The 22959-nt window shown below is 68.4% G+C and carries 23 protein-coding genes; 4 read left to right on the plus strand and 19 right to left on the minus strand.

Features of this window, described 5'->3' with window-relative positions:
- Positions 1-118: 118 nt before the first annotated feature.
- From ASE22_RS27335 to ASE22_RS16225, 11 genes are all read right to left on the minus strand, one after another.
- Positions 119-268: a hypothetical protein gene (locus tag ASE22_RS27335; protein WP_200933112.1), complete on the minus strand. Its 150-nt coding sequence runs from the start codon at positions 266-268 to the stop codon at positions 119-121.
- A complete protein-coding gene (locus tag ASE22_RS16180; RefSeq protein WP_056361864.1) occupies positions 265-954 on the minus strand; it encodes a complex I 24 kDa subunit family protein in 690 nt (229 codons plus the stop codon). The genes ASE22_RS27335 and ASE22_RS16180 overlap by 4 nt, the downstream gene beginning before the upstream one ends.
- Positions 954-1259 (minus strand): nuclear transport factor 2 family protein, encoded by a 306-nt coding sequence (locus ASE22_RS16185; RefSeq protein WP_056362493.1) that lies wholly within the window; start codon positions 1257-1259, stop codon positions 954-956. Before ASE22_RS16185 ends, ASE22_RS16180 begins: the two co-directional genes overlap by 1 nt.
- Before the next feature lie 23 nt (positions 1260-1282).
- A complete protein-coding gene (locus tag ASE22_RS16190; protein WP_056361867.1) occupies positions 1283-2503 on the minus strand; it encodes an NADH-quinone oxidoreductase subunit D in 1221 nt (406 codons plus the stop codon).
- A 121-nt stretch (positions 2504-2624) separates the two neighbouring features.
- Positions 2625-3383 carry an NADH-quinone oxidoreductase subunit C gene (locus ASE22_RS16195; RefSeq protein ID WP_056362496.1) on the minus strand — a complete coding sequence of 253 codons (759 nt, stop codon included), beginning with the start codon at positions 3381-3383 and terminating at the stop codon, positions 2625-2627.
- 23 nt (positions 3384-3406) lie between these two features.
- Entirely contained in the window at positions 3407-3970 is a 564-nt protein-coding gene (locus tag ASE22_RS16200) for a NuoB/complex I 20 kDa subunit family protein (RefSeq protein ID WP_056361870.1), read from the minus strand.
- Positions 3961-4338 (minus strand): NADH-quinone oxidoreductase subunit A, encoded by a 378-nt coding sequence (gene ndhC, locus ASE22_RS16205; RefSeq protein ID WP_056361873.1) that lies wholly within the window; start codon positions 4336-4338, stop codon positions 3961-3963. The genes ASE22_RS16200 and ndhC overlap by 10 nt, the downstream gene beginning before the upstream one ends.
- Before the next feature lie 331 nt (positions 4339-4669).
- On the minus strand, positions 4670-5491 hold the full coding sequence (locus tag ASE22_RS16210) for an inositol monophosphatase family protein (protein WP_056361876.1): 822 nt from the start codon (positions 5489-5491) through the stop codon (positions 4670-4672).
- 112 nt (positions 5492-5603) lie between these two features.
- Positions 5604-6167 carry an elongation factor P gene (gene efp / locus ASE22_RS16215; protein WP_056361879.1) on the minus strand — a complete coding sequence of 188 codons (564 nt, stop codon included), beginning with the start codon at positions 6165-6167 and terminating at the stop codon, positions 5604-5606.
- Between the two features lie 94 nt (positions 6168-6261).
- Positions 6262-8241 (minus strand): OPT family oligopeptide transporter, encoded by a 1980-nt coding sequence (locus tag ASE22_RS16220; RefSeq protein WP_056362497.1) that lies wholly within the window; start codon positions 8239-8241, stop codon positions 6262-6264.
- Positions 8242-8695: 454 nt separating this feature from the next.
- Entirely contained in the window at positions 8696-9913 is a 1218-nt protein-coding gene (locus ASE22_RS16225; RefSeq protein WP_056361882.1) for a polyhydroxyalkanoate depolymerase, read from the minus strand.
- Positions 9914-10044: 131 nt separating this feature from the next.
- Here ASE22_RS16225 and ASE22_RS16230 point away from each other — a divergent pair, with 131 nt between their 5' ends.
- Positions 10045-10701: a glutathione S-transferase gene (locus ASE22_RS16230; protein WP_056362499.1), complete on the plus strand. Its 657-nt coding sequence runs from the start codon at positions 10045-10047 to the stop codon at positions 10699-10701.
- A gap of 7 nt (positions 10702-10708) precedes the next feature.
- Here the strand turns inward: ASE22_RS16230 and galE are convergent, their stop codons facing one another.
- The 6 genes from galE to ASE22_RS16260 all read right to left on the minus strand — a co-directional run bounded on the left by galE (position 10709) and on the right by ASE22_RS16260 (position 17672).
- Positions 10709-11749, minus strand: coding sequence for a UDP-glucose 4-epimerase GalE (galE, locus tag ASE22_RS16235; protein WP_056361883.1), 1041 nt, complete (start codon positions 11747-11749; stop codon positions 10709-10711).
- Between the two features lie 181 nt (positions 11750-11930).
- On the minus strand, positions 11931-12557 hold the full coding sequence (locus ASE22_RS16240; protein WP_056361886.1) for a response regulator transcription factor: 627 nt from the start codon (positions 12555-12557) through the stop codon (positions 11931-11933).
- Positions 12554-14608: a PAS domain S-box protein gene (locus tag ASE22_RS16245; protein ID WP_235536443.1), complete on the minus strand. Its 2055-nt coding sequence runs from the start codon at positions 14606-14608 to the stop codon at positions 12554-12556. Before ASE22_RS16245 ends, ASE22_RS16240 begins: the two co-directional genes overlap by 4 nt.
- A 154-nt stretch (positions 14609-14762) precedes the next feature.
- Entirely contained in the window at positions 14763-15749 is a 987-nt protein-coding gene (locus ASE22_RS16250) for an HpcH/HpaI aldolase/citrate lyase family protein (protein WP_082545349.1), read from the minus strand.
- A gap of 16 nt (positions 15750-15765) precedes the next feature.
- The gene (locus ASE22_RS16255; RefSeq protein WP_056361889.1) at positions 15766-16566 is read right to left on the minus strand and encodes a LytR/AlgR family response regulator transcription factor; all 801 of its coding nucleotides are present in this window, start codon (positions 16564-16566) and stop codon (positions 15766-15768) included.
- Complete coding sequence (locus ASE22_RS16260; RefSeq protein WP_056361891.1) at positions 16563-17672, minus strand: sensor histidine kinase; 1110 nt, start codon at positions 17670-17672, stop codon at positions 16563-16565. The genes ASE22_RS16255 and ASE22_RS16260 overlap by 4 nt, the downstream gene beginning before the upstream one ends.
- Before the next feature lie 116 nt (positions 17673-17788).
- Between ASE22_RS16260 and ASE22_RS16265 the strand changes: the two genes are divergently transcribed.
- Positions 17789-19414 carry a glycosyltransferase family 39 protein gene (locus ASE22_RS16265; protein ID WP_056362503.1) on the plus strand — a complete coding sequence of 542 codons (1626 nt, stop codon included), beginning with the start codon at positions 17789-17791 and terminating at the stop codon, positions 19412-19414.
- 221 nt (positions 19415-19635) lie between these two features.
- On the opposite strand, the gene ASE22_RS16270 is transcribed toward ASE22_RS16265, so the two are convergent.
- Positions 19636-20853, minus strand: a complete 1218-nt coding sequence (locus ASE22_RS16270) for an argininosuccinate synthase (RefSeq protein ID WP_056362505.1) — start codon at positions 20851-20853, stop codon at positions 19636-19638.
- A gap of 116 nt (positions 20854-20969) precedes the next feature.
- Here ASE22_RS16270 and ASE22_RS16275 point away from each other — a divergent pair, with 116 nt between their 5' ends.
- Together ASE22_RS16275 and ASE22_RS16280 are read left to right on the plus strand one after the other, a co-directional pair.
- Complete coding sequence (locus ASE22_RS16275) at positions 20970-21452, plus strand: hypothetical protein (protein WP_056361893.1); 483 nt, start codon at positions 20970-20972, stop codon at positions 21450-21452.
- A gap of 221 nt (positions 21453-21673) precedes the next feature.
- Positions 21674-22300 carry an EF-hand domain-containing protein gene (locus ASE22_RS16280; protein ID WP_056361897.1) on the plus strand — a complete coding sequence of 209 codons (627 nt, stop codon included), beginning with the start codon at positions 21674-21676 and terminating at the stop codon, positions 22298-22300.
- Between the two features lie 55 nt (positions 22301-22355).
- On the opposite strand, the gene ASE22_RS16285 is transcribed toward ASE22_RS16280, so the two are convergent.
- The gene (locus ASE22_RS16285) at positions 22356-22955 is read right to left on the minus strand and encodes a TetR/AcrR family transcriptional regulator (protein ID WP_156397169.1); all 600 of its coding nucleotides are present in this window, start codon (positions 22953-22955) and stop codon (positions 22356-22358) included.
- Between the last annotated feature and the right edge of the window lie 4 nt (positions 22956-22959).

The following is a 22959-nucleotide window of genomic DNA, read 5'->3' on the forward strand; positions in this document are numbered from 1 at the left end:
CGACTACCCCCAATGAAAAGCGTCACCCCAGCGGAGGCTGGGGTCTCAGGAGAATAGCGCGCGTCCGGGACGCACGAGATGCCAGCCTTCGCTGGCATGACGGCTTGGGAAAATCGCGTCATGCCGACTTCCCGAAGAATTTCGCCGCGATGAAATAGACCGCGACGCCGATCGCGATGGCAATGGCGATGCCGAGCAGCTTGAAGGTCACCTTGATCAGGATGACCGCCAGGACGATCGTGACGATGATGGCGATCAGGCCGCTCATGCCGGAACATCCCCCGCTACCGGCCAGCGGCCGCGATAATCGTGATTCTCGCCGACCATCTCCTTGAGCGTGGTCGGGCCGCCCTCGGGGCAGCTCGTCTGGCGCTCGATCTGCGGGCCGACCTTCGGCTGCTCGCCCCGGGCAAGCGCCTCGAGGATCGCGGTGGTCGTCTCGAAGGTGAGGTCTTCGTAATTGTCGTCGTTGATCTGGACCATCGGCGCGTTGGCGCAGGCGCCCAGGCACTCGACCTCGGTCAGGGTGAACAGCCCGTCGGGGGTCGTCGCACCCTTCTTCAGGCCCTTCCTGGCGCAGGCGTCGAGCACGTCGTCCGAACCGCGCAGCATGCACGGCGTCGTCCCGCACACCTGGACATGGTAGCGGCCGACCGGCGCCAGATTGTACATGGTGTAGAAGCTGGCGACCTCGAGCACGCGGATATAGGCCATGCCGAGCTGCGCGCCGATATATTCCAGCACCGGGATCGGCAGCCAGCCCTGGGTCTGCGTCTCGGCGCCGACCTGGCGCTGGGCGAGGTCGAGCAGCGGCATCACCGCCGACTGCTGGCGGCCCGGCGGATAGCGGGCGATGATCTTCCCGGCCTGCTCGGCATTCTCGGCGGTCCAGGCGAATCCGCCCCAGCGCGCGCGGGTCTCGGCTTCGTCGGGGATATGGGCTGCGTCGGCCATCAGCGCACGAACTCCACGCGCGACACCTTGTCGCCTTCGAAACTGTAGATGCTCATCACCTCGAACGGCTCGGCGGTCGACGAGCGGAACACCTGCTCGTGCAGCACGACATAGTCGCCGAGCTGGTAGCCGGAGAGGATGTCGGCGCGGTTCTCGGGGAACTCGGCGAACATCGCCTTGAGGCCCGCGCGAACGCCTTCCTTGCCGTCGCGCACGACCGCACCCCGATAGCCCGCCTCGGCCGCATCGTCGGTCATCAGCGCGACATAGGCGTCGGCGTCCTGCGCGTTGTAATGCGCGATCATCGCCTCGGCGGTTGCGAGCCTGCTCACCGGTCGCACTCCCCGAACACGACGTCGATCGCCGAGAGGACGGCGGTGGTGTCGGCGAGCATGTGCCCCTTCATCATGAAGTCCATCGCCTGGAGATGGCTGAACGCGGTCGGCCGGATCTTGCAGCGATAGGGCTTGTTGCTGCCGTCGGAGACCAGATACACCCCGAACTCGCCCTTCGGGCTCTCGGTCGCGACATAGACGTCGCCGGCGGGGACGTGGAAGCCCTCGGTGTAGAGCTTGAAATGGTGGATCAGCGCTTCCATCGATCGCTTCATCTCGCCGCGCTTGGGCGGGACGACCTTGCGGTCGAGGCTGGCGATCGGCCCTTCGGGCATCTCGTTCAGGCACTGCTTCATGATCCGGGCCGACTGCCGCACCTCCTCGATGCGGACCATGATGCGGTCGTAGCAGTCGCCCTTGGTGCCGATCGGGATCTCGAAGTCCATGCGGTCGTAGACGTCGTAGGGCTGCGCCTTGCGGATGTCCCACGGGATGCCCGCGGCGCGGATCATCGGCCCCGAGAAACCCCAGGCGAGCGCATCCTCCTTGCTGACCACGCCGATGTCGACGTTGCGCTGCTTGAAGATGCGGTTGTCGGCGAACAGCGACACCGCGTCCTCGAACAGGCGCGGCATGCGATCGTCGAGCCAGTCGCCGATGTCGGTCAGCAGCTTGAGCGGCACGTCCTGGTGGACGCCGCCCGGGCGGAACCAGGCCGCGTGCATGCGGGCCCCCGAGGCGCGCTCGAAGAAGTTGAGGCAGTCCTCGCGAATCTCGAACAGCCACAGGTTCGGGGTCATCGCGCCGACGTCCATGACGTGCGCGCCGATGTTGAGCATGTGGTTGCAGATGCGGGTCAGCTCGGCGAAGAACACCCGCAGATATTGCGCGCGAAGCGGCACTTCGAGCTGGAGCAGCTTCTCGATCGCCAGGACGTAGCTGTGCTCCATCGCCAGCGGCGAGCAATAGTCGAGCCGGTCGAAATAGGGCAGCGCCTGGAGATAGGTCTTGTACTCGATCAGCTTCTCGGTGCCGCGATGGAGCAGACCGACATGCGGGTCGACGCGCTCGACGATCTCGCCGTCGAGCTCCATCACCATGCGCAGAACGCCGTGCGCGGCCGGATGCTGCGGACCGAAATTGATCGTGTAGTTCTGAATCTCGATCTCGCCCTTCTGGGCCTCGGGAGTCAGGGTTTCATAGGTCGAGGCCATCAGAGCATCCCCGCCACGATATCCGTCACCCCAGCGAAGGCTGGGGTCTCAGGAGATGAGGGCGCGCGTAAGCCGCCCGAGATGCCAGCCTGCGCCGGCATGACGGTGGGAAGAACAGCCATCACTTCTTCGCTCCGTCGCCGAGCGGGTCGGCCTTGCCCTCGCCGGTCTGGGCGGGGCTGTCGGTGGTCTTGGGCGTGGGCGGCGGCGACGTGGCGACGACCGGCTCGGGCGCCGTCTTGGCGGGCGCCGGGGTCGGGGCTCCGGGCTCGACCGGCGAGACCTTCTCGTCGCCGGGCAGGATATAGTCGGCGCCTTCCCACGGGCTCATGAAGTCGAAGCTGCGGAAGTCCTGCGCCAGCTTGACCGGCTCGTAGACGACGCGCTTGTGCTTTTCCGAATAGCGCAGCTCGACATAGCCGGTCAGCGGGAAGTCCTTGCGCTGCGGATGGCCGCGGAAGCCGTAGTCGGTCAGGATTCGGCGCAGGTCGGCATTGCCCTCGAACAGCACGCCGTACATGTCGAACACCTCGCGCTCGAGCCAGCCGGCGACGGGCCACAGCCCGGTCACGCTCGGCACCGGCGCGACCTCGTCGGTCGCGACATGGACGCGGATGCGGTGGTTCCTGGTCACGCTCAGCAGGCAGTAGACCACCTCGAACCGCTCGGCCCGATCGGGATAGTCGACCCCGGCGATCTCCATCAGCTGCTGATAGGCGAGCTCGTCGCGCAGGATGCGCATCGTCTCGACCAGGCTCGCGCGCTCGACATGGAGCGCGATCTCGCCGACGCATTCACGCGTCTCGACCAGCCGGGCGCCGAGCGCGGCGGTCGCCGCCTCGATCACCCCGTCGTTCGAGGCGAAGCGCGGGAAGGTCATCGAGCTGCTCACCGTTGCGCCGCTCACCGTTCCAGCGTCCCGACCCGACGGATCTTACGCTGGAGCTGCATGATCCCGTAGAGCAGCGCCTCGGCGGTCGGCGGACAGCCGGGGACGTAGATGTCGACCGGCACGATCCGGTCGCAGCCGCGCACCACCGAATAGCTGTAATGATAATAGCCGCCGCCATTGGCGCACGAACCCATCGAGATGACATATTTGGGCTCGGACATCTGGTCGTAGACGCGGCGCAGCGCCGGGGCCATCTTGTTGCACAGCGTGCCCGCGACGATCATCACGTCCGACTGGCGCGGCGAGGCGCGCGGCGCCGCGCCGAAGCGCTCGAGATCGTAGCGCGGCATGTTGACGTGGATCATCTCGACCGCGCAGCAGGCGAGGCCGAAGGTCATCCACCACAGCGAGCCGGTGCGGGCCCACTGGAACAGATCCTCGGCCGAGGTGACGAGGAAGCCCTTGTCGTTGACCTCGGCCTGGAGCGCCTTGAAATAATCGGGATCGGGCGCGACGACGTCGCCGAAGCCTTCCGGCTTGTGCGGGTTCAGCGCGCTATCGAGGGTCACTCCCATTCGAGCGCTCCCTTCTTCCATGCATAGACATAACCAATCGTCAGCTCGACCAGGAAGACCATCATCGACAGCCAGCCGACGAAGCCGATTCCACCGAGCGACACCGCCCAGGGATAAAGGAAGGCGGCCTCGAGGTCGAAGACGATGAACAGGATGGCGATCAGGTAGAAGCGCACGTCGAACTGGGCGCGGCTGTCCTCGAACGCCGGGAAGCCGCATTCATATTCGGCCAGCTTCTCCGGATTCGGCTGGTGCGCGCCGGTCAGCCGGCCGACCGCCATCGGCAGGAAGACGAAGGCGCTCGACAGGACGAGTGCGACGCCCAGGAAGAGCAGGATCGGCAGATATCCGGCGGCGACTGACGCCATGAACAGGCTCCGAGCTGTGGACCGGGAATCCGGCCTTTGGCCGGACGTTTAGGCTTGCGGCATTTGCGAAGCAAGCCGTGGAAGGGTGAGAATGATTCGCAACTGGGTCACGGAATTCCCGGGGTTTCGAGGCGCGCCCGACAGCCATGGGAAAGCACGGCCCTTCGCCATCCTCTTCCTCTTCCTCCCGGCGAAAGCCGGGATCTCGCGTCCACTTCGTCTTTCGTCCCGGAGGGCGAAAAGCAGGGAGATCGCGGCTTTTGCCGGAATGGCGGAAGACGTCGCCGTCGCGGGACCGACGAAGGACAGGGCCCTCGGCGGCGCCGAAGCCTCAGAGCCTCTTCAGGCCCTGCGCCACCAGCTTGTGCATCCGCGTCGCCAGGCCGTCGTTGGTCACCAGATATTCGTTGCGCTCGTGCATCCGGTCGCCGCCGCGATAGTCGCTGGCGAAGCCGCCCGCCTCGCGCACCAGCAGCAGGCCGGCCGCCACGTCCCAGATGTTGAGATCGGCTTCCCAATAGGCGTCGTAGCGCCCAGCCGCCACCCAGGCGAGGTCGAGCGCGGCCGAACCGAAGCGGCGGATGCCCGCGACCTCGGGGGCGATCGAGGCGAAGATCGCGGTCCATTCGCGGATGTCGCCATGGCCGAGGAAGGGAATGCCGGTCGCGACCAGCGCTTCCGACAGGTCGCGGCGCGACGAGACGCGCAGGCGCCGGTCGTGCAGCCAGGCGCCCCGGCCCTTCTCGGCCCAGAAGCTCTCGTCGGTGAGCGGCTGGTAGACCAGCCCCTGCGTCACCTCGCCGCGGGCCTGGCCGGTGCGCGGCTCCTCGACCGCGATCGAGATCGCGAAGTGCGGCAGCCCGTGGAGGAAGTTGGAGGTGCCGTCCAGCGGATCGATGATCCAGCGCGGCTTCGACGGATCGCCCTCGATCTCGCCGCCTTCCTCGAGGATGAAGCCCCAGTCGGGACGGGCGCGCTTCAGTTCCTCGACCAGCGTCTGCTCGGAGCGCTTGTCCGCCATCGAGACGAAGTCGGCCGGGCCCTTGCGGCTCACCTGGAGCTGCTGGACCTCGTTGAAATCGCGCCGCAGCCGCGGCGCCGCCTTGCGCGCGGCACGGTCCATGACGGTGATGAGGCCGGAGTGGGCAACCATGTCTTTTTCTCCCCCTCCCTTTCAAGGGAGAGGCTAGGGGTGGGTGACGAAACCGGGAACCCGATGCCCCCGGCGGAACATGCCCTCCCCATCGGGGAGGAGAAAGCTTCGCTCAGTCCGCGCGGCGGACATATTCCTGGCTGTAGACGTCGACGACGATGCGGGTGCCGCTGGCGATATGCGGCGGCACCATCACGCGGACGCCGTTCTCGAGCAGCGCCGGCTTGTAGCTCGACGATGCGGTCTGGCCCTTCACCACCGCGTCGGCCTCGACGATCAGCGCCTCGACGGTGTCGGGGAGCTGCACCGAGATCGGGCGCTCGTCATACAGCTCCATCACGACGTCCATGCCGTCGTTCAGAAAGGCTGCGGCGTCGCCGAGCAGGTCGCGCGGCAACGTGATCTGCTCGTAGCTGTCCTTGTCCATGAAGGTCAGGTCCTCGCCCTCGGCGAACAGGAACTGGAAATCCTTGGTGTCGAGGCGGACGCGCTCGACGGTCTCGGCGGACCGGAAGCGGACGTTGTTCTTGCGCCCGTCGATCAGGTTCTTCATCTCGACCTGCATATAGGCGCCGCCCTTGCCGGGCTGCGTATGCTGGATCTTGACGGCGCGCCAGATGCCGCCTTCATATTCGATGATGTTGCCGGGACGGATGTCCACGCCACTGATCTTCATGGATGTCACCTGAGACTGTGAGGATTTGAAAGAGCCGGCGGGCGCCATAGCCGTAAGCCCGCCAAATGGCAACTTTGCAGCGCTTCTCCCCGGGTCAGGACGCCACCCGCCCCGCCGCCCGCGCGGTCCAGCGGTAGAGTCCGACCAGCAGCGCCACCACCAGCACCGTGCCCGCCGCCATCGCGGCCCCCGCATGTCCCTCGCCGATCAGCGCCAGCGGCGCGCCGCTGCCGGTCGCCACGATCAGCCCGGCGAGCAGCACGCCGAACAGGCTCTCGCCGACGATGAAGCCCGAGGCGAGCAGAACCCCCATGCGCTGCGCCACCGGATCGCCGCGGCGCTTGTCGTAGCGCCAGCCGATCAGCGCGCCGATCACCACCGGCAGGGTCGCCGACATCGGCAGGTAGATGCCGATCCCGACCGCGAGCGGGGGCAGGCGGAGCCAGCCCTTGCGCCCCATCAGCCCGTCGAGCGCGACCAGCAGCAGGCCGATCGCGGCGCCGATGAAGATCATGTTCCAGTCGAGCCCCTCGCCCAATATGCCGCGCGCGAGCCCCGCGATCAGCGTCGCCTGCGGCGCGGGCAGCGGATTGTCCGGGATCGGCAGGCCGGTGCCGGGCAGCGGCGCGAAGCCATAGGCGGCGTTGAGCAGGTCGAGGATCGGCGGGATCACCGCCGACCCGGCGACGACGCCGACCATCAGCGCGACCTGCTGCTTCCACGGGGTCGCGCCGATCAGCTGGCCGGTCTTGAGGTCCTGGAGGTTGTCGTTGGCGATCACCGCGCAGGCGAGGACCAGCCCGGTGACGAACAGCGCGAAGGCGACGAGTTGCGGCCCCGCCTCGGCCCCCGCCAGCGGCTGCACCGCGACCGCGAGCAGCAGCGCCGATCCCAGCACCGCGAGGATCGCCAGCCCCGACACCGGACTGTTCGACGATCCGATCAGCCCCGCCATATAGCCGCACACCGCCGCGACGAAGGCACCCATCAGCAGCACATAGACGTAGAAGCCGAGCGACAGCGGCAGCGCCTGGGCGGCGAGCGGCCCCTCTCCCGCGAAATGCCACAACAGGCCGATGATCGGCGGCGCCATGCCCGCGACGATCACCGCCAGCCAGCCGACCCCGATGTCGCGCTCCTCGACCGGCAGCAGGTCGGCCCCCGCCGCCTTACGCGCCTTCGATGCGGCGATCGCGCCGGCCATGCCCCGCCACAGCGGCCGGGCCAGCTTGCCCAGCGTCCAGATCGCGGCGGCACCGATCACCCCGGCGCCGAGGAAGCGGACCTGGCTGCCGAACACCGCCAGCGCCGCCGCCTCGGCGGGGCCCGGCGCGCCGGCGATCGCCGACAGGATCGGGGTCGCGACGCCGAAGGCGATGACGACGCCGAGCCCCATCGCCAGCCCGACCGACAGGCCGACCAGATGGCCCGCTCCGAGCAGCGCGAAGGACAGCGACGCCGAGACGCCGGTGGCGGCGTCGCTCGAGCCCAGCCGGAACCAGGTCGATGCCTCGGTCGCCACCAGCCGCGTCGCGCCCAGCACCGCGAACCCCATGGCGGCGACCGCGCCGACGACGATCGTGCGCAGGCCGACGCGCGCCTCGGCCGCGCCCTCGCTGGTCTGGGTGCCGACCCGCAGAACCTCGGCGGCGGCGACCCCCTCGGGATAGGGCAGGTCCGATCCGGTGACGAGCGCGCGGCGCAACGGCACCGACAGCACCACGCCCATCATCCCGCCCGAGGCGCAGAGCAGGAAGGTCTGCCAGAAGGGGAAGCCCTGCCACCAGCCGATCATGATCAGGCCGGGCAGGACGAAGATGATCGAGGCGATGCAGCCCGCCGCCGAGGCGACCGTCTGGACGATGTTGTTCTCGAAGATGGTGGCGCCGCGCACCAGTCGCAGCACCGCCATCGAGATCACCGCCGCCGGGATCGAGGTGGCGAAGGTCAGCCCGACTCGCAGGCCGAGATAGACATTGGCCGAGGTGAACACGAAGGTGATCAGCGCGCCGAGCAGCAGCCCCCTGGCGGTAAGCTCGCGCAAAGCGCCGGTTTCCGCTCGATTTTCCGCCATGCCCATTCCGATCCGTCGTTCGGCGACGACCATGGCGCCCGCGGCGATGGCTGGCAATCCACGCCGCCCGCGTTCGCACCTGCGAGCAAAAACCGAGGCACCTGCAATTAGCTTACATCGCTGAATATAGAAAATTGGCTGTTTTCCAACGATTTGGAACTTTTTTCGGCGGTGCCGCGATTTTTCGCTTGCGTTTTCACGTTCGCACCTGCACAAAGATCGGGCCTTTCAGGCATCCTCTCCTAAAACTTTCAAGGCCGGTCCTTCGGGATCGGCCTCTTTTTTTGTGCTCGTGGCGGGGTAGCTTTCCGTCCCGCCAGCGGAGACTGGCATCCATGTCCGTTTTCACCCGCGTGATCATCAGGGAGACGAGAGACGTGGACCCCAGCCTTCGCTGGGGTGACGTGGTGACGTACGCCCCCTCCCATCGCCAGGGTGGGGAGGGACAGCCGCCTCAGCAGGCCCCGAGGATGAAGCTGCGCACCTGCGGGTAGATCTGGTTTTCCCATTTCCGGCCGCTGAACACGCCATAATGGCCGACCCCGGCCTGGAGATAATGGCGCTTCATATGCGGGCGCAGGCCCGTGCACAGCTCATGCGCCGCCGCGGTCTGGCCGACCGCGCAGATATCGTCGCGCTCGCCCTCGACGGTCAGCAGCGCGGTGCGCCGGATCAGGCCGCAGTCGATCCGCTGGCCGCGATAGTCGAGCTCGCCCCTGGCGAGCAGCGCGCGCTGGAACACGCGGTCGATCGTCTCGAGGTAGAATTCGGCGGTCAGGTCGAGCACCGCGAAATATTCGTCGTAGAAGTCGCGGATCGGCCGGGCCTCCTCGACCTCGCCGTCGGCGAGGTGCTGGTAGAGCGCGCGGTGCTGGTCGAAATGGCGGCCGGCGTTCATCGCCATGAAGGCGGTGAGCTGGAGAAAGCCGGGATAGACCTTGCGACCGCCCCCGGCATAGCGCCCCGGCACGGTGTGGATCAGATTGTCGGCGAACCACTGATAGTCGTGCTGGTTGGCGAGGTCGTTGACCGTGGTCGGATTGGCCCGCACGTCGACCGGCCCGCCCATCAGGGTGAGGCTGAGCGGCGTCGCGGGATGGCCGTCCTTCGACATCAGCGCCACCGCCGCCAGCGCGGGCACGCAGGGCTGGCACACCGCGACCATATGGGCTGCCGGCCCGATCTCCGCCATGAAATGGACGAGGTGATCGACATAGTCGTCGAAGCCGAACGCCCCCGCCGACGGAGGCACGTCGCGGGCGTTCTTCCAGTCGGTGATGTAGACGTCGTGATCGCGCAGCAGCACCTGCACCGTATTGCGGAGCAGCGTGGCGAAATGGCCCGAGATCGGCGCCACGAGCAGCAGCTTGGGCTGGGGAAGGCCGCCCTCCTCCTTGGCGAAGTGGAGCAGGTCGCCGAACGGCGTCGCGGCCACCACCTCCTCGCGGACCGCCACCTCCATATTGCCGGAGATGACGCTGTCGATCGCATAATCGGGGCGTTCGGCGCCGAGCCGGGTATGCACCGCCATGTCGAGCGCGGCGAACAGGCTGCTGGCGATGGGCTGCTGCCCGAAGGCGCCGAGGAAAGGCCGGGCCCGCAGCCCCGCGGCCGCGAATTGCCGGCCGGGTTCGGCCAGGTCGGTCATCGTCTGGAAAAGCTGATACAGCATCGCGACCTATACCCCCGGCGGGAGGCTAGACCGCCCATGCGATCGCATCCAGCCTTTTATGCTGCACCGCGCCATAAAATTTTGACGCCCCCGCACATTCGATGCATGTTCCCTGGACAAGGGGGATGCAGATGCCGCGAGCCGTCCTGACCATTTCGAGCCGCAACTATTCGTCCTGGTCGCTGCGCGGATGGCTTCTTTGCAAGCTGGCCGGCCTCGACGTCGGCGAGGAGATGGTGTCGATCGACTCGCCCGGGCAGCGCGCCGAGCTGCTGCTGCTGTCGCCGTCGGTGCTGGTCCCCCGGCTGACCCATGAGGGCGCGAGCGTGTGGGACACGCTGGCGATCGCCGAATATCTCGCCGAGACCTTTCCCGAAGCCGGCCTCTATCCCGCCGACAAGCTCGCCCGCGCGCATTGCCGGTCGGTGTCGGGGGAGATTCATTCGGGCTTCTACAACCTGCGCTCGGCGCTGCCGATGAACCTCAAGGCGCGGCACGACAGCTTCCGCCTGTTCACGGGCGCCAAGTCCGACATCGAACGGGTCCAGGCGATCTGGCGCGATTGCCTCGAGCGCTATGGCGGCCCCTGGCTGTTCGGCGCGAAGCCGGGCGTCGCCGACGCGATGTTCGCCCCGGTCGCGACCCGCTTCGTCACCTACGCCATCCCGCTCGACCCGGTCTGCGGCGCCTATGTGAAGACGATCACCGACTGGCCGCTGATGCGGGAATGGACCAGGGCGGCGCTGGCGGAGCCCGAAGAGGTCGAGGAACTCGACGCGGAATTCTAGAAGGGGTTTAGCCCCGCTCCGCCAGTCCCCGTTCCCACCCCAGCGCGTGCGCCACGATCGTGTCGAGGTCCGCCAGCCTCGGCCGCCACGGCGTGGTCGCCAGGATGCGGGCATTGTCGGCGATCAGCGCGTCGGGATCGCCGGCGCGGCGCGGTTCCATCCGGCGGGGGACGGTGGTGCCGGCGATGCGGTCGACCGAGTCGAGCACCTCGAGCACCGAGAAGCCGCGACCATAGCCGCAGTTCATCACATGGCTGTCGCCGGGCCGGGCGACCAGCGTGTCGAGCGCGTGGAGATGCGCGTCGGCGAGATCGCTGACATGGATATAGTCGCGCACCCCGGTGCCGTCGGGGGTCGCATAGTCGGTGCCGAACACCGCCACTTCGGTCCGCTTGCCGAGCGCGGCCTCGACCGCGACCTTGATCAGGTGGGTGGCCCCCGCGGTCGACTGGCCGGTGCGCCCTTCGGGGTCGGCGCCGGCGACGTTGAAGTAGCGCAGCGCGCAATAGTTCATCGGATGCGCGGCGGCGACGTCCCCCAGCATCGCCTCGGTCATCAGCTTCGACATGCCATAGGGGTTGATCGGCACGGTCGGCATGTCCTCGCGCACCGGGATCGCGTCGGGGATGCCGTAGGTCGCCGCGGTCGAGGAGAAGATGAAGTGGCGCACCCCGCCCTTCACCGCGCTTTCGATCAGCGAGCGGCTGTTGGCGGTGTTGTTGCGATAATATTTGAGCGGGTTCTCGACCGATTCGGGGACGACCACCGATCCCGCGAAATGCAGGATCGCACCGATCCCGTCCTCCGCCAGGATGCGCGCGACCAGCGCCTCGTCGGCGATGTCCCCCTCGTGGAAGCGCGCGCGCGGATCGACCGCCCAGCGGAAGCCGGTGACGAGATTGTCGATCACCGAGACCCGCCAGCCGGCATCGAGCAGCGCGAGGACGGCGTGGCTGCCGATATAGCCGGCGCCCCCGGTGACGAGGACGGCGAAGGGCTTGGGGCCGGGATCGGAATGGGGCTCGGACCGGGTCGTGCTGCTGCTCATGTCCCTGAATATCCCCGGCGCGCGTTACGGGTCAAACCGTGCCGCGCCGCACCCGTTCCGACCGCCCCTCTAATCCGTCACCCCGGCGCAGGCTGGGGTCTCGTGAGGCCCTTGCCGCATGCCCTTCCCCTCCCCTCCGGAGACCCCAGCCTGCGCCGGGGTGACGAATGAGCGGCGCGCCTCAGCGCGGGAAGACCGGCACCAGCCCTGCCGCGAAGGCGATGCGAACCGCCTCGGCAACGCTGCGCACGCGCAGCTTGTCCATCAGGTTGGCGCGATAGATCTCGACGGTGCGCGGGCTGATGTCGAGCTCATAGGCGATGATCTTGTTGGCCTTGCCGTCGATCAGGCCGAGCAGCACGTCGCGTTCGCGCGGCGTCAGCCGGTCGATGCCGTCGCGCGCCGACTGGATCGCGCTCGCTTCCTTCTCGCGGTCCTCGATACGGTCGAAGCCGTTGTCGAGCGCGTTGAGCAGCATGCGGTTGTCATAGGGCTTCTCGATGAAGTCGATCGCCCCCGACTTCATCGCCTCGACCGCGACGCCGATATCGCCCTGCCCCGTCAGCAGGATCGTCTCGAAGCGGTTGTCGAGCTTGCGCAGCCGATGGAGCACCTCGAGCCCGTTGAGGCCCGGCATGTTGAGATCGAGCAGCACGCAGCCCGCCTCCATCGACGGGACCTCGTCGAGAAAGGACTCGCCCGACGCGAAGGCGCGGGTGACGAAGCCCCCCGCGACGTCGAGCAGCACCTCGACCGACTGGCGGAGCGCGTCGTCGTCGTCGACGATGTAGATATGCCTCGGGTTCATCGCGCCGCCTCCTCTTCCATCACCGGCAGGGTGAAGCGGAAAATCGCACCGCCGTCCTGCGCCGAGGCGGCCGACAGCTGGCCGCCATGCGCCTCGATGATCCGCCGCGAGATCGCCAGGCCGAAACCGAGCCCCTCGCGCTTGGTGGTGGCAAAGGGGCTGAACAGCCGCTCGAGAATCTCCGGCGCTATCCCCGGCCCCGAATCCTTCACCATGAGCTCGATCAAATTATCTCTCGCCATCTTCGTTGAAATCAGCAGCTCGCGCCGCCCGTTGCCCTGCGTGGTCATCGCGTCGGCGGCGTTGCGGATGAGGTTGACCAGCACTTGCTGGATCTGGATCCGGTCGCCCAGCACGATCCTGCCCTCATTCTCGAAATCGTAGAAGAGGCGGATGCCGAAGCTGCTGCTGTTGAACAGCGCCAGCGCCGCCGCCTCGCGCACCAGGCTGGTCAACGGCTCGGCGCGCATGTCGGCTTCGCCGCGCAGGATGAAGGCGCGCAGCCGGCGGATGATCTCGCCCGCGCGCGACGCCTGTTCGCTGGCCCGCTGCAGCGCCTGGCGCAGGCGGGCGACATCGGTGCCGTCGCCGCTGTCGAGCATCAGGTCGACCGCGCCCAGGAAGTTGACGATCGCCGACAGCGGCTGGCTCAGCTCATGCGCGAGCGCGCCCGCCATCTCGCCCATCATGCCGAGGCGGGAAACCTGGGCCAGATCGTTGTTGAGGCGGTGGAAGCGCTCCTCGGTCGCGATCGTCGGGCGCATGTCGCGGCCGAACACGACATACATGCGCGTGCCCTCGACGAAGGCGTCGCCCAGCACGAAGGAGATCGGCACATGTTCGCCGTCGGCGCGCCGCACGTTGACCGGCACCGGCCACTGCCCGCCAGGGCCCAGCTTGCGCGCCCGGGCGAGATCGCGGCGCATCGCCGCGGGGCCGCGCCGGTTTTCGACCAGATCGCTGAGCGCGACGCCGATCAGCTCGCCCTCGCTATAGCCGAGCAGCTGGCAGGCGGTGGCGCTGCAGGCGCGGACATGGCCGCGCGCGTCGCAGACGAACATCGCGTCGGGAACGGTCGCCAGGATCGCCTGCCGCTCGGCCTCGCCCGCGCGCAGCTCCTGCTCGCGCTCGCGCCGCTCGGTGACGTCGAGATGGGTGCCCAACAGGCGGACCGGCCGGCCGTCGCGGCTGCGAATGATGCGCGCCCAGCCCTCGGCGCGACGCGCGGCGCCGTCGGGGTGGCGGAAGTCGAAATCGAAATGGGCGCGGTCCTGGCCGTTCGCCACCGCCGCCTCGACGACCTCGCGGACCTGGCTGTCGAGCGCCTCGCTCCAGTAGCGCGGGCCGGTCCCGGCCTCGTTGCCGCCGAGGCCGAAGAAGATGTCGCCGCTGGTCGTCCAGATCGGCTGGCCGGCGACCAGGTCATATTCGTAGATGAAGATGCCCTGCACCGCGACCGAGGTGGCGAGCCGCGCCTCGCTCAGCCGCAGCGCCTCCTCCGCCCGGCGCCACTCGGTGACGTCGGTGACGGCGACCACCGCCGAATGGCGGCGGGTGCCGTTCTGGACCAGCTTGGCATGGTCGTGGACGATCAGCTCGTGGCCGTCGCGATGCCGCTCGACCAGTTCGACGCTCAGCCGCCCGGCCGCCCGGAGCTGTCGCCACAGCTCCTCCATCGACACCGGCATCTGGGTGCCGAGCAGGTCGATGCGCTTGCGGCCGACCGCCGCCGCGGCGGGCCAGCCGTAAAGCTCCTCGCAGCCGCGCGACCAGTGACGGATCGTTCCCTCCTCGTCGACCACCATCACCGCGGCGAGGTCGACCGCGTCGACCAGGTCGCGCCGTTCGATCAGGCCCTGTTCGGCGACATGTGCGCGCCACGACCACATCATGGCGCCGGCCGAGGCGACGCCCGCGACGATCAACAGGGCGATCTGGATCGTGTCGGCCCGGCCGAACGGCGGGTGCAGATAGGCGGCCTTGACGATCGCCACGACGATGATGGCCGCGAACAGCGCCATGAAACCCAGGGTCCGGCGATCCGCAGCCATGCGCGGCCAGCCGCGCGGCATCAGGTCTTGGGCGCGCGTCTGCGTAGTCCCCTCTTGTTCTTTCAGGTGCGAGCCTTGTCGGGAACAGTCTATCATCGGCATAAAACAGCGAAAAGGCGAACATTTACGAGCTTTACGCCAGCCCGCGCGCCGCTTAGCTTGGGCGATCGTCCGCCATCGCCAGGATTGCCCTCGCCTGATCGAGGTGCAGCCGTTCGACCATCTCGCCGCCGACGCTGATCGCCCCCTTGCCGGCATTTTCGGGCGCGGCGAAGCCCTCGACCGCGGCACGCGCCCAGGCGATCTCCGCGGCATCGGGGCCGAAGGCGCGATTGGCCGGCTCGATCTGGCGCGGGTGAATCAGCGTCTTGCCGTCGAAGCCGTAGCCCCGCGCCTCGGAACATTGCCGCACCAGCCCCGCTTCGTCGTCGAAGGCGTTGTAGACCCCGTCGAGGATGGCAAGGCCATGGCCCTTCGCCGCCGCGACCGCCATCGCCATCATGCCGAGGAAGGGGGTCCGCTCGACCGTGAGCCGCGCGCCCATCTCCTTGGCGAGGTCGTTGGTGCCGAGCACGAACGCCCCCCCGGCCGGCCGGGCCGCCATCGCCTCGGCGATCGCCTCGAGCCGGAAGATCGCGCGGGTCGTCTCGACCATCGCCCAGAAACCGGTCGTGGCCGGCGCCGCCGCGATCGCCCGGTGGTAGCGCAGGACCGTCTCGGCATCGCCGACCTTGGGGGCGAGGATCGCGTCGGCGCCCGACGTGGCGGCCGCGGCCAGATCATCCTCGGCCCAGGGCGTGCCGAAGGCGTTGACCCGGATCACCAGCTCGCGGTCGCCGAAGCCGCCCGCGCGCACCGCCGCCACCGCATTGGCGCGCGCCTCGGCCTTCGCCTCGGGCGCCACCGCATCCTCGAGATCGAAGACGACGACGTCGCATGGCAGCGAGCGCGCCTTCTCGATCGCACGGACGTTCGATGCGGGCATGTAGAGCGCGCTGCGGCGCGGACGGATGGTCATGGCTTCCCCTCTCATTCCTCCCCGATATGGGGAGGGGGACCGCGCAGCGGCGGAGCGGCGGCGCGAAGCGCCGTGTGCGGCGTCGCCCCCTCCACCACCTCGGGCGGTCCCCCTCCCCTGCATCGCAGGGGAGGAATTATCAATGAACGAAGCGGGCGACGACCTCGCGATAGGAGCGGCTGACCTTCACCTGCGCGCCCGAGTCGAGCACGAGGAAGCATTCGCCGTTGGTGTGCGGCTTGACCTGGCGGACGAGGTCGAGGTTGACGATCGTCGAGCGGTGGACGCGCTGGAAGCGGCGCGGATCGAGGCGCTTCTCGAGGTCCTTCATCGTCTCGCGCAGGATCAGCGTGTTGTCGCCGGTGTAGATGCACATATAGTCGCCGGCGGCGTCGATCCGCTCGATCGTGTCGACGTCGACGCGGAAGATCTGGCCGCGATCCTTGATGTTGATCATCTTCTCGAAGCGATTCGACGCGGGCGCGTCGTCGCCCTCGACATAGTTGTCGGCGGCGTCGGGCGCGACCTCGGCCAGCACCTCCTTGAGCCGGCCGACCTCCTCGACCCCTTTCTTCTCGGCGAGGCGCTGGCGCACCCGGTCGAGCGTGTCGGCCAGCCGCTGCTCGTCGACCGGCTTGAGCAGATAGTCGAGCGCCTGCGCCTGGAATGCCCGGATCGCATGGTCCTCATAAGCGGTCACGAAGACGAACAGCGGCGGCTCGACCTCCATCAGCCCCTGGATCACCGAGAAGCCGTCGAAACCCGGCATCTGGATATCGAGGAAGACGAGGTCGGGCTTGTGGGTCTTGATCGCCCGGATCGCCTCGCGGCCGTTCAGGCAGGTCTCGATGATTTCGACATCCTCGTGCGGCGCCAGCCTCAGCCTCAGGCCCTGAATGGCGAGCGGCTCGTCATCGACGAGAATGGTTCGGATCGTCATGCATTGTCCTTGCGCTGTTTCGCGGTCTGGAAGGGGATGTCGATGACGACTCCGAAACCTTCCTGACGGTCAGTCTGGACCTCAAATCGCTGGTCCGTTCCATAAGCCTGCGCCAGCCTGTCGCGAATATTCGCCAGACCGACGCCTGTGGAGTAGGTGGGGCGCGTCACTCCATCGGTCAACCCCGGCCCGGTGTCCGTGACCGTAATGATCAGGCGCCGGTCCGGTTCCATCCCCGACAGCCGCGCCGCGACGAAGATGTCGGCGCCCTGCTCCAGCGGCGTGACCGCATATTTGATCGAATTCTCGACCAGCGGCTGGAGCAGCAGCGAGGGCAGCCGCCCCTCCGACGCGGCCGGGTCGACGTCGAAGTCGGCGCGCAGGCGGTCCTCGAAGCGCATCTTCTCGATATCGAGATAGAGCTTCAGCGTCTCGATCTCCTGGGCGAGGCTGACCGTGCCCTCGGGCTCGTTGGCCAGCGTGTAGCGCAGGAAGGACGACAGGCGCGACAGCATCGCATTGGCGCGCTGGGTCTCCTTCAGCAGCACCAGGGTCGAGATCGAGTTGAGCGTGTTGAACAGGAAATGGGGGTTGAGCTGGTAGCGCAGCATCGCCAGCTGCGCCGAGCTGGCCTGGCTTTCCAGCCGTTCGACCCGGTCCGACTGCTGTTCGAGCAGCAGGTAGAAGTTGATGCCGTAATAGAGCGAGGACCAGGCCGCGAGCAGCGCGAGATCGAGCAGGATCGCGCCGAAGAACTGGATGCCCTTGGGCATCTCCTGCGGCCGGTAGAAGGTGGCGTGCGCCCAGGTCTCGATCGAGGAGAAGACGCCCGCGGCGAGGACCAGGATCAGGATCGACACGGTCCAGGTGACGATCGGCTTGAGCTTGATCAGCCGGCGGAAGGCCGAGGCCATCAGCAGGGTCAGCGAATAGCCGGTCGCGGTGGTCAGCGCGGTGGGCACGACGAACAGCAGGCCCATGTTGTTGGCGAGGCCGCCCAGCGCGCGCAGCACGAAATAGCCGCTCCATCCCGCCGACTGGAGTACCCAGAAGGCGCGATTCTTGTCGTCGAAGAAGGGCTTTGAGCCGATAAAGGAGAGTGCCATCGGACGATGGTCTTACTGGAAAGACGCGACGGGATGAAGCCTGTCGGCGATCATCGTCCGCCGCCTCGTCCGGCGGCACTGGCGCGCGGGGCGTGGTCTGGCATAAGCGGCGGCCGATGACCGCCTTCAAGCTCCCCCGCCCCGCCCTGGTCCTTGCCGTCGCCCTGATCGCCGGCTTCGCGCTGTGGACGCGCGTCTGGAACATCTGGGCCGAGCCGATGTGGCTCGACGAGGGCTACAGCGCCTATGCCGCGGCGAAGGGCTGGGATTTCCTGTGGAACGTGGTTCCCCGCTACGAGACGCATCCGCCCTTCTATTATTCGCTGCTGCGCGCCTGGACGCTGGTCGCGGGCGACGGGCTGGTCGCGCACCGGCTGCTCGGCGTGCTGTGCGGGATGGCGACGCTGCTGGTCGCGGCGCTGGCGGCGCGGCGGCTGGCGCGAATCGCCGGGGTCGACGCCGCCTCGGCGGCCCCCCGGATCGCGCTCGCCGTCGCGGCGCTGGTCGCGGCCTCGCCGGTGCTGATCTGGATGACGCGCGAGATCCGGCCCTATCCGCTGATGATCCTCGCCTATGCCGGCGCGACCCTGGCCCTGCTGGCGATCGCCGAGCGGCGCGCGGCCGGGCTGCCGCTCGCGGGTCGCGCCTTCGCCGCCTGGCTCGGCTGCGGGCTGGCGATGCTGTGGCTCCACAATCTCGGGCCGCTCTACGCCGGGGCGATGGGCCTTGCGCTGCTCTGCGTCGTGCGGGTGCGGACGATGGACCGCGCCGACTGGCTCTGGTTCGCCGGCGGCCATCTGCTGGCGATCGCGCTGTGGCTGCCCGCGCTGTTCATCCTGCTCGACCAGGCGCCCGAATGGGTGAAGGCGACCTGGCTGAAATTCTCCACCGTCGACCTGTGGCGGCGAGCGACCTACATGTTCACCGGCCCGCACGACGACATCCGCGCCGCCGCCGCGATCCTGGCGGTGTTCGGCGGCGCCCTGCTGTGGCGCGCGCGGCAGCGCCGCCTGCTCGCCGCGCTGCTGATCCTGGCGCTGCTGCCGGTCGGCGTGTCGCTGGTCGTGTCCCACTATGTCACCCCGGTCTTCATCATCCGCACGATGACCGCGCTCGCCATCCCGGCGCTGCTGCTGATGGGGCTGGGAATCGGCTGGACTCCGGCCGGCGAAGACCGGCGGGGCTTCGTCCGGCTGCTGCCCGCCGCCGCGCTGGTCTGGGTGCTGGTCGGACAGGCGGTCATCGACGTCGAGGCGCGCTTCGGCCATCTGCAGCGCGACTGGTACCGCGCCGTCGAATGGCTCGCGCCGCGCTTCGGTCCCGGGGACGTGGTGTTCGCCTATCCCAACGAGGGGGCGCTGCCCTTCGACCGCGCGGTGCGCGACCATGGCCTGGCGATGCCGAGCCGCCCGATCCCGACCGAGGTGCCGAGCCTGAACCCGCCGCCGGGGAGCTGGTATGTCAGCGGCTCGCGCGGCGTCCCCTCGCTCGACCGGGTGCAGCTGCGCGCGATCGCCCGCGCGCCCGCGACCCGCGCCGTGCCGACCATCTGGCTGCTGCGCCTCGGCCCCTGGGCCTATGACAAGGGCGACGTCTTCCTCGAGGAGCTGTCGCAGGGCCGGGTCGAGGTCGGGCGCTTCAAGGACGGCGCGATCGACATCGTCGGGCTGCGGCGCGACGACGCCCCCGTGCCCGTCACCCCAGCGAAGGCTGGGGTCTCAGCAGAGGGTCGCGCGCGCTAATCCTATGAGATGCCAGCCGCGCGGGACCTTTGCGTAAACGCCGTCCCCTTGCCGTCATCCCGGCGAAAGCCGGGATCTCCCTTCTTCCTCGTCTTTGTCCCGGCGGCGTGGAAAGGCAAGGGGATCCCAGCCTTCGCTGGGATGACGATTAAGGCACTGGAGACGGGGCCCTTACGCAAGGATCCCGCCTGCGCTGGCCTGACGACAGGGGCGACGTCGAATCAGCGCCCGTCGCGGCGGCCGAGCAGGCGCAACCGCAGCGCGTTGAGCTTGATGAAGCCCGCCGCGTCGCGCTGGTCGTAGGCGCCGGCGTCGTCCTCGAAGGTGACGACCTTCTCGGAATAGAGCGTGTTGGGCGACTTGCGGCCGACCACATGGACCCCACCCTTGTAGAGCTTGAGCCGGACGGTGCCGGTCACCTTCTCCTGGCTGTGGTCGATCGCGGCCTGGAGCATCTCGCGCTCGGGGCTGAACCAGAAGCCATTGTAGATCAGCTCGGCATAGCGCGGGGCCAGCTCGTCCTTGAGATGCGCGGCGCCGCGATCGAGGGTGATCTGCTCGATGCCGCGATGGGCGAGGTGGTAGATGGTGCCGCCCGGGGTCTCGTACATGCCGCGCGACTTCATGCCGACGAAGCGGTTCTCGACCAGGTCGAGCCGGCCGATGCCGTGCCTGCGGCCATAGTCGTTGAGCGTCTCGAGCAGCGTCGCGGGGCTCATCCCCTCGCCGTTGATCGCGACGCCGTCGCCGCGCTCGAAGTCGATGGTGATGATCTCGGGCTGGTCGGGCGCGTCCTCCGGATTGACGGTGCGCGAATAGACATAGTCGGGCACCTCCTCCCACGGATCCTCGAGCACCTTACCCTCGGACGAGGTGTGGAGCATGTTCGCGTCGGTCGAGAAGGGCGATTCGCCGCGCTTGTCCTTGGGCACCGGGATCTGGTGCTGCTCGGCGAAGGCGATCAGCGCGGTGCGGCTGGTCAGGTCCCATTCGCGCCACGGGGCGATCACGCGGATGTCGGGGGCGAGGCCGTAATAGCCGAGCTCGAAGCGGACCTGGTCGTTGCCCTTGCCGGTCGCGCCATGGCTGACCGCGTCGGCGCCGACCTGACGTGCGATCTCGATCTGGCGCTTGGCGATCAGCGGCCGGGCGATCGAGGTGCCGAGCAGGTAGAGCCCCTCGTAGAGCGCGTTGGAGCGCATCATCGGGAAGACATAGTCCTTCACGAACTCCTCGCGGAGATCGTCGATGAAGATGTGCTTGTCGGGCACGCCCATCAGCTTCGCCTTGGCGCGGGCGGGCTCGAGCTCCTCGCCCTGGCCGAGGTCGGCGGTGAAGGTCACGACCTCGCACTGGTAGGTCTGCTGCAGCCATTTCAGGATCACGCTCGTGTCGAGCCCGCCCGAGAACGCCAGCACCACCCGCTTCACATCGCTCATCTCTGTCTCCGTCCGCCCCGTCGTCCGGGCGCGGCGGCGCCTTGCCATGCGTTAGGCCGCCGTTCAAGCTGATAGCGGCACAAGATGGCGAAACGGCTGCAACGCGGGAGAATGAAATGCGTCTCGGTGCCATGATCGCGATACTGACGGCCGCCGCGCCGGCGGCGGCCCAGGAGCTGCCGATGACCAGCGAGGGGCTGAGCAGCGCGCTCGCCCAGTATTTCGCGGGTGCCGACCGCAACCGGGACCAGCGCATCGACCGGGGCGAGGCGGGCGAGGCGCTGGGCTATGCCCGGTCGCTGCTGACCGCGAAGCGCGAGCTGGAACCCTTCACGATGGACGTCGCCCCCGACGGCACCCCGCGCCTGTCGCTCAACGAGAACGGCCCGCTGAGCACGGCCGGAATGGTCGACATGGCCTATCGCCTGGCCGATCGGGACGGCGACCAGCGGCTCTCGCTCGCCGAGGTCCAGGCGGTCGGCCGCGCCGCCTTCGACGCAGCCGACGCGGACCATGACGGCATCCTCGACGACCAGGAGCGCCAGGCGGCGATGGAGAAGCTGACCCTGTTCCGGAAGGGCCTGTCCGCGGCGGACTGAGGCGCCAAGCTCCCCTCGGCATGACGATTTGGGGAGGACGCCTGAACGCCGGTTCAGGAACGGGGCAGCGATCCGCCCTTATATTTCAACGCCGACACAACAATTTCAGCATCGAACTATGGGGGCAAGATTCGGCCCCTAGACCGCATCTCAGGGCGGACCGGCCCTTTCCTGTTGTGACCGGTCCGCCCACCCCATCTACGCTTACGGAGGATGCCCCGATGAAGAAGTCTCCCCTGATCGCCGGCGCCGCGCTGGCCGCCCTGCTCGCCGGTGCCGCGATCGCCGCCCCCGGACCACGCGGCGACGGCCCGCCGCCGCCCCAGACCCGCGCCGAGGTGCAGGCGAAGGTCGCCGAGCGTTTCAAGCGGGCCGACGCCAATGGCGACGGCTTCGTCACCAAGGCCGAGGCCGACGCCGCCCGCGCCAAGATGCGCGAGGCGTTTGCCGAGAAGCGCCAGGAGCGCAAGGGCGAGCGCTTCGCGATGCTCGACAAGGACGGCAATGGCTCGCTGTCGAAGGACGAATATCTCGCTCCGCCGCCGCCGCGCGCCGGCAAGGAAGCCGGCCGGCCCGGCCGCGACGGCAAGCATGGCCGTCCCGGCTGGGGCCGGATGCACCATGGCGGCGGCATGGCGATGATGGGCCACTGGTTCGATCGCGCCGACGCGAACAAGGACGGCAAGGTCAGCCTCGCCGAGGCGCAGGCCGCGCCGCTGGCGATGTTCGACCGGGTCGACACCAACAAGGACGGGACGATCAGCCCCGAGGAGCGCACCGCCGCCCATGAGGCGATGCGCGCCAAGTGGAAGGAGCGCCGCGAGGCGGCCAAGCCCTCGCAGGGCTGATCTCCATCCCTCTGCCAACCTTTTCCCTCTCCCGCTTGCGCGGGAGAGGGTTTTGCTATGGGCGCCCGAGCTGGGCGCGAAATCCCGCCGCCGCCATCTCGGCGAAGGCGCGCAGTTCGTCGGCGGTCGCGCCGTCGCGCGCCGCGGCCGACAGCCCCTTGAGCGCGGTCGTGACGGTCGCCGCCAGCCGGTCGGCGCGGTCGGGCGCCTCGCGGGCGATGTGCGCCGCGATCGCGGACTGGCTTTCCTCCATCTTGCGCCGGGTCAGCGCCACCGCCTCGGGGTCGCCGCTGCCCCGCGCGCCGTCGATCACCAGGCAGCCGGCGATCCCGTCCTTGCGCGCATAGAGGCGCGCCGCGTCGTGCAGCACCCGCTCGATCGCCTCGGCGACGCCGCCGCCCCCCTCCAGCGCTTCGGGAACGAAACGGCCGAAGCTCCCCGCATAGCGGTCGAGCACCTTGTCGAAGAGCGCCGCCTTGCTGCCGAAGGCATTGTAGAAGCTCGGGGGCGTGATGCCGAGCGCGCGGCCGATATCGGCGACGCCGACGCCGTCATAGCCCTTCTCCTGGAACAGCGCCTGGGCGGTCGCGATGGCGGCTTCCGGGTCGAAGCCGCGCGGCCGGCCACGGCCTTGCGGTTTTTTTATATCGGCCACTATA

The organism is Sphingomonas sp. Root720 (assembly GCF_001428605.1).
Classification (GTDB): domain Bacteria; phylum Pseudomonadota; class Alphaproteobacteria; order Sphingomonadales; family Sphingomonadaceae; genus Rhizorhabdus.